Origin of the sequence: Fusicatenibacter faecihominis (assembly GCF_020686945.1) — a bacterium.
Lineage (GTDB): Bacteria > Bacillota > Clostridia > Lachnospirales > Lachnospiraceae > Limivivens > Limivivens faecihominis.
Genome location: NZ_JAJEPR010000073.1, coordinates 1 through 5798, shown reverse-complemented (window position 1 = coordinate 5798; position 5798 = coordinate 1). Strand labels below are relative to the sequence as shown.

The window sequence follows — 5798 nt, the reverse complement described above, 5'->3', positions numbered from 1 at the left end:
CTTTGCCTTAAAAGGCAATCGAGCAGGAAGCCCCCACTTCAAAATCGTAAGATTTAAGTGGTGGGAGCATGTCACTACTGTGGTAGGCAATATGCCGGGTTACGAGGGTATCAGTATCTATGTGGCAGATCAGAAGACTGGTGAGATCTACGGAGCGACAGACGCAACGAAAATCGGCGTCACCTTTACCATTTCTTCCGATAATGAAAGCAATCTGGCCGTGATCCTTCTGTTGGCAGTCTATCTGGCCCTGGCGTCGGCGGTGATTCTCTTCATGCTTTCCAAAGTTTTCAAGGCCAATCGGGAGAAAAATGAGCAGTTCGCTGTTCTGGCTTCCATGTCGGAGATTTATCACCGGATGTATCTGGTGGATCTTGAGACGGATTCGGTCATTGCCTATTCCAGCCGTGAAAAGATGAAAAAAATGGGCAAATGGAATAAAAATGCCGACGATATGATGCATCGGATCATGAAAGAGACGGCCATCGAGGCTTACCGGGAGCAGGCGGATCTTTTCGCGGATCTTCACACTGTAGCCGAACGGATGAAAGGGAAAAACTCATCCATATCTCGAATACGGACACGCTTACTGGCTGTTACAACAGAAGGGCTTATGAGAGAGACCTTGCGGATCTCTCTTCTGCGTCTGATTTTTCATCTGCTGCGTTGTCGTCAATCGACGTAGCCACCGCTACGCCTCATTCCTCCGCCTTGCATATAAAGAAATCATCCTGCGTCAATATAGCATATACTTAATTTTCACTGTACTAGGAAGAAATCCATCCGCTTGATCTGGAAGAATATCAGAAAAAGACGGACCTTACTTATCTCAGGAGCTGTCTGGATCGCCACGAGAAGGCAGTCAGCATTTCCTACAGAAAAAAGAATGGTGAGTGCTCTGCTCGGGAGATCGTTCCGGCCGAGGATTACTCTGAGAAAAAACGGGTGGCTTTCCTCTATATCAAAGACTGAGTTTTTCACAGGCGGCTTCTTTTTCAAGGGTCAGAGAGGCCACGGCTCCGGCGATACACTCGGCGAATCGCATGACCAGCGAGAGCCGTACGGTCTGCAGGTTCAGCTGGGGGAGCGGTCCTGTGGGGGCGACGATTCCCGTGATAAAAAGATCTCCGGCGCTTCCGAGAATTTTATCAACACCGGCGCCTGGCTCGAGACTGCCGGAACCGACGGTGAAAAATTCCTGGTGGCTGCGGCTGCCGAGGGAGGCGTCAATGGCCACGATGGGATGGCCAGGAAATTTTTCTGAGAGAAAAGATAGCGTATGTTTCAGATTCAGCGCATGAACAGGGTCCGTCAGAGTACCGATCACGGGAAGCGTCGGCTGGACCTTTAAAAGCAGGGTTCCCACCAGGGGGCCAAGGGAGTCGCCGGTCACACGGTCGCTCCCGATACAGAGATAAACCGGAGGCAGAGGATATCGGGCCAGAAGCTGTGACAGGCGCAGAGCCAGGATATCCTCTGCCTCCGGTTTTCTGGAATCTATATAGTAAATTTCATCAAATGCTTTCATAAAACATGTCCTTTCCGCGTTTGCTATAAAGTCTATCCCTTCTGAGAAAAAAATATACGGAAAAAAGAACGCTTTTCCTGTCGCAATGTTTTTTTGAATAGGTGTCACCGATTGCTAAAATCTGCGGATTTTTCGTGGTACTATCAGGGATGCAGAGAAAAATGGTACGGGTGGCTGCCGCAGGACAGGCCAGGGAGAGGAGCGGAAAAGATATGAGCAGTAAAGAAAAGGAAAAAAGGGATTTTCCAAGAAATATCCGTCAGATCGGAGATCCGGGCAAAGAGAAACGGATCTACCTGGAAGACTACGCAGTGGCATATTTAAGAGAAGTAAAGGGAGCGGTTCTCTTTGGCGAGCTGGTACGGATAAAGGGAGCGCGCTGCTATTTTATCAGCGGAGCCGTGGAGGTGCCCGAGGGAGATTTCTCCGAGGAAAACTGGAACTATGTCACGGAGGAGGCCGGAAAGTCTTTTGAAGGCTTGAGCGTCATCGGCTGGTTCCTGCGGGCCGAGGAGATTCCGGAGGAATTAAACGAGGAGGACATGCATGTATACAAAGAACATTTTCCGGGAAGAGAGGCAGTTTTGGTTGTATACAATGAGCTGGATCAGGAAGAAGCGGTCTATCTGACGCTGGATGGCTTTTTGCAGAAGCAGGCAGGACACTATATTTATTATGAGAAAAATCCCGAGATGCAGGAGTATCTGGTGAGCCGCAATCTTGGAAAATCTGTGGAAAAAGAGGCGGTCATTTCCGATGAGGCGATCCACAGCTTCCGCCGGATTCTGGGGGCCAAGAAGCAGGAAAAAGAGTCGGTAGAAAAGGAAGAAATCGCCGAAGAGCAGCAGTCGGCAGCCTCTCTTCCGCTGAAAAGCTTCTGGAAAAGAGAAGTGCAGGCGGAAGGGAAAGAAGAGAAGACTCCGGAAGTGGAAAAGAAGGAGGAAGCGAAGGGTGCGGAACTTCAGCCGAAAACCATCGCGAAAGAAAAGCCGGAGAAAACAGAAGAGCCAGCTGTCGAAAAGCCGGTCAAAAATGCAGGGAAAGAGAAAAGCGACAGAGAGTCGCCGAAGATCCGGACCCTGCATTTTCTGTATACAGCCAGCACGTTTCTCGTACTGACGATCCTTGTCATTGGCGTCACGATGATCAACAATTATGACCAGATGAAAAAGATGGAGCAGACGATGGCGCGGATGACGGAAGGGGCCATGGTGTCTGGAAGAGTGGTGGAGACAGAAAAAATGGTTATAGACGGGCGAACCGGTGAGACAGAGCTTCTTCCGGGGATTCTGACGGAGAGTGAGCAAAGTTCCGAGCCGGAAACGGATGTGGAGAACGCTGGTATGGCTGTAAATCAGAGTGAAAATGCCGGGGAAGCGGTAAATACGCTGAGCGATGGAGCAGAAGCGTCCGGTGTACAGACTGGTACTCTAATGGATCAGCAGGGGAGCCTGGGACAGCAGACGGGCACTCCGGGACAGGCAGCCACAGCGCCAGAACAGAAGAGCGGTATGGACGAAAATACGGATTCCGCTCAGATCCTGGCGCAGTCAGCCGGTACGCAGCAGGAAGGCGCTCTCACACAGCAGGAGACAGAAGCAGAGACGGCGGCATCGGTTTCGGCTGGCATCACAGACAGCAGCCAGGAAGCGGCAGTATCCGCTCTGCCGGATCAGGCCCCGGCCCATGCAAGCCAGGCGGTCTACACGGTGAAATTCGGCGATACCCTGGCAGATATCTGCAACCGCTATTACGGTTCCACGGACCGCCTTCAGGAACTCTGTGACCTGAACGGCATCATGAACCCCAACGCGATTTTGCCCGGGCAAAAGTTGGTCCTTCCATAGACAGCGGAAAATCTCTGTGCTATACTGAAAAAGCGTCTGGTTCCGCAGTTTTCTGCGAAAAAGAGGTAAATCTACGAAAGAGTGTGGAGGATGAATAAGATAAAGAATTTTTTGCATGGAATTTCAGAAAAGATGAAAAATAAAGGAAAGAAGCTTTTCGACTATAGCTGGAAGCGCTATCTGGTGTCGTTTTTCATTCTTGTCCTTCTGATCGGTGTACTGGTCGTCATCCTTCGGGTGGAAGAAGACTATACGGTCTTAAGCAGCTATGAAAAATCAGACACTTCCAGCACCCAGTATCTTGCTTTCGGAAAACGAATGTTCAAGTACAGTGCCGACGGCGTCTCCTGTATGGATGGAAATGGACAGACGCTCTGGAACTGTACCTTTAGCATGCAGAGTCCTATCGCGGACGTCTGTGAGGGTTCCGTGGTGGTGGCGGATCAGCAGGGAACTGACGTTTATATTTTCGATGAAAAAGGACAGAAAGGACAGTTTGAGACCCTTCTCCCGATCGAAAAGGTAAAAGTTGCCCGCCAGGGCGTGGTAGCTGCCGTTCTCACCGATGAAGATGTGACCTGGATCAACCTTTACGATACACAGGGCGGCGAGATTGCCAAGATGCGGACCACAGTGAAGGAATCCGGTTATCCGATGGATATTGCTCTTTCGCCAGACGGAATGAAGATCATGGTGTCGTTCCTCTGGCCGGATCAAAGTGGGATTCAGACCCGCGTGGGCTTCTATAATTTTGACAGTATCGGTCAGACTGAGGAAAATAACCAGGTAAGCCTTCTGACCTATGATGGCGTGGTGGCGCCTTCCGTGTATTTTGTGGATGAGCGGCGTTCGGTGGTTCTCAGAAGCAACGGATTCAGCGTCTGCCAGGGAGCGGAGATCCCCACGGAAAAAGTCAGCGTGGATTTTGACGAGGAGATCCTGACTGCTTTCCATGACGACGGAAAGATTGGTTTCATCTTCAAGAGCGACAAGGCGGACTATAAATACAAGATACTGGTCTACAATCTCAACGGCCGCTGCACCATAAAGAAATATTTGAATATGGATTACCGTCAGGCAAAGATGATGGAGGGAAATATTCTTCTCATCAATGATAAAGGCTTCCAGGTCTACTCCAGCAGAGGAAGAAAACGAGTGGATGTGACCTACAAAAAGGCGGTAGAGGACGTGGCCAGTGTGCCGGGCCTCGGAAAATATATGGTTGTCAGCAATGGCCATACGGAATTGATAAGGGTGAAATGATATGGAAAGTACAATGGTTTTGAAGATCATCATCGGCCTGATTATCTTTCTATACGCTCTTCGGGGAATGCGAAAAGGCTTTATCCGGACGTTGATGTCCATGGCTTTTCTCATCATGGCAGCAGTGCTGGTCTATTTTGCCAACCCTACGGTGAGCAATTTTCTGAAAGAAAAGACACCGGTCTATGATGTATTAGAGGATAAATGCAGGGATATTTTCAGCATGAAAAATCTTTCCCGGCTGAGTGGAAAAAAGGAAACAGCTTCCGAGGAGGAAAATGACATCAGGACCGAACCCACCCGGATCGAGCAGGCGAAGATTATTGACAGCCTAGCCCTTCCGGATCTATTGAAGACCCAGCTGGCGGAAAACAACAATGCCTCCGGCTATGCGAGCCTTGCAGTATCCGGTTTTGAAGGGTATCTGGCAGCCTTTATGGCAAACCTGGTTCTTAGGGTCCTTTCTTATATGATAACCTTCGTGCTGGCAGTTCTGATCCTGAAGCTTCTGGTAATGACGCTGGATATTGTGGCGGAGCTTCCCCTGCTGAAGGGGGTCAATCGGGTTCTAGGGCTTCTGGTGGGAACAGCCCAGGGCATCTGTGTCGTCTGGATTCTCTTTCTCATCCTTACAGTTATGGGAGGTACCGATGCAGGCAGCCGGATATTGATCCTCATCAGTCAGGATAAGGTGCTTTCTGTCTTCTATGACACAAATATCTTCCTGAAACTTCTGATGGGAATGTTTGGAAATCTCTTTATTTCCTGACTGAAAACAGCGCCGTCATCCGTGAAAACGGAGGGCGGCGCTGTTTTCATAAATATCAGATTTCCAGGAATGAATAAATTTTTAAAAAAATATGTTGACAAGAGAAAAAGAGAGTGTTATAATCCCTAACTGTTGAGCCGAACGGCTGGAAAAACTTTGAAAAAAGTATTGACAGGCAGAAAACTCTTTGATATAATAAAAAAATCACTGAGGTGTTTGAAAAAGAAAAAGCTTTTTGGAAAAAAGTTAAAAAAGTTCTTGACAAACTCGAAAGTGTGCGATATAATATCAAAGCTGTCACAAAGGCAGCAACAAAGAACCTTGATAACTGAACAGTGACATATCCTTGAAAGTTCAAAAGAATATAGTTCTTAAAGAACAAAACCAAAGT

4 protein-coding genes and 1 pseudogene are annotated in these 5798 nt (G+C 48.7%); 4 read left to right on the top strand and 1 reads right to left on the bottom strand.

Annotated elements, in window-relative coordinates:
- Window positions 1-685 (top strand): annotated as a pseudogene (locus LKD71_RS17590) (hypothetical protein); the annotation flags it as partial.
- A gap of 276 nt (window positions 686-961) precedes the next feature.
- Here LKD71_RS17590 and yyaC read toward each other — a convergent pair.
- Window positions 962-1528: a spore protease YyaC gene (gene yyaC, locus LKD71_RS17585; protein ID WP_227616382.1), complete on the bottom strand. Its 567-nt coding sequence runs from the start codon at window positions 1526-1528 to the stop codon at window positions 962-964.
- Window positions 1529-1740: 212 nt separating this feature from the next.
- Here yyaC and LKD71_RS17580 point away from each other — a divergent pair, with 212 nt between their 5' ends.
- The 3 genes from LKD71_RS17580 to LKD71_RS17570 all read left to right on the top strand — a co-directional run bounded on the left by LKD71_RS17580 (window position 1741) and on the right by LKD71_RS17570 (window position 5407).
- Window positions 1741-3375 carry a LysM peptidoglycan-binding domain-containing protein gene (locus LKD71_RS17580; protein WP_227616381.1) on the top strand — a complete coding sequence of 545 codons (1635 nt, stop codon included), beginning with the start codon at window positions 1741-1743 and terminating at the stop codon, window positions 3373-3375.
- Window positions 3376-3507: 132 nt separating this feature from the next.
- Complete coding sequence (locus tag LKD71_RS17575; protein ID WP_227616380.1) at window positions 3508-4638, top strand: DUF5711 family protein; 1131 nt, start codon at window positions 3508-3510, stop codon at window positions 4636-4638.
- Window position 4639: 1 nt separating this feature from the next.
- Entirely contained in the window at window positions 4640-5407 is a 768-nt protein-coding gene (locus LKD71_RS17570; protein ID WP_227616379.1) for a CvpA family protein, read from the top strand.
- The last annotated feature ends 391 nt before the right edge of the window (window positions 5408-5798 follow it).

What these genes read in the sequence shown, in the direction of transcription:
- yyaC (WP_227616382.1), bottom strand. Translation starts at nt 1,528, where the DNA reads ATGAAAGCATTTGATGAAATTTACTATATAGATTCCAGAAAACCGGAG.
- LKD71_RS17580 (WP_227616381.1), top strand. Translation starts at nt 1,741, where the DNA reads ATGAGCAGTAAAGAAAAGGAAAAAAGGGATTTTCCAAGAAATATCCGT.
- LKD71_RS17575 (WP_227616380.1), top strand. Translation starts at nt 3,508, where the DNA reads ATGAAAAATAAAGGAAAGAAGCTTTTCGACTATAGCTGGAAGCGCTAT.
- LKD71_RS17570 (WP_227616379.1), top strand. Translation starts at nt 4,640, where the DNA reads ATGGAAAGTACAATGGTTTTGAAGATCATCATCGGCCTGATTATCTTT.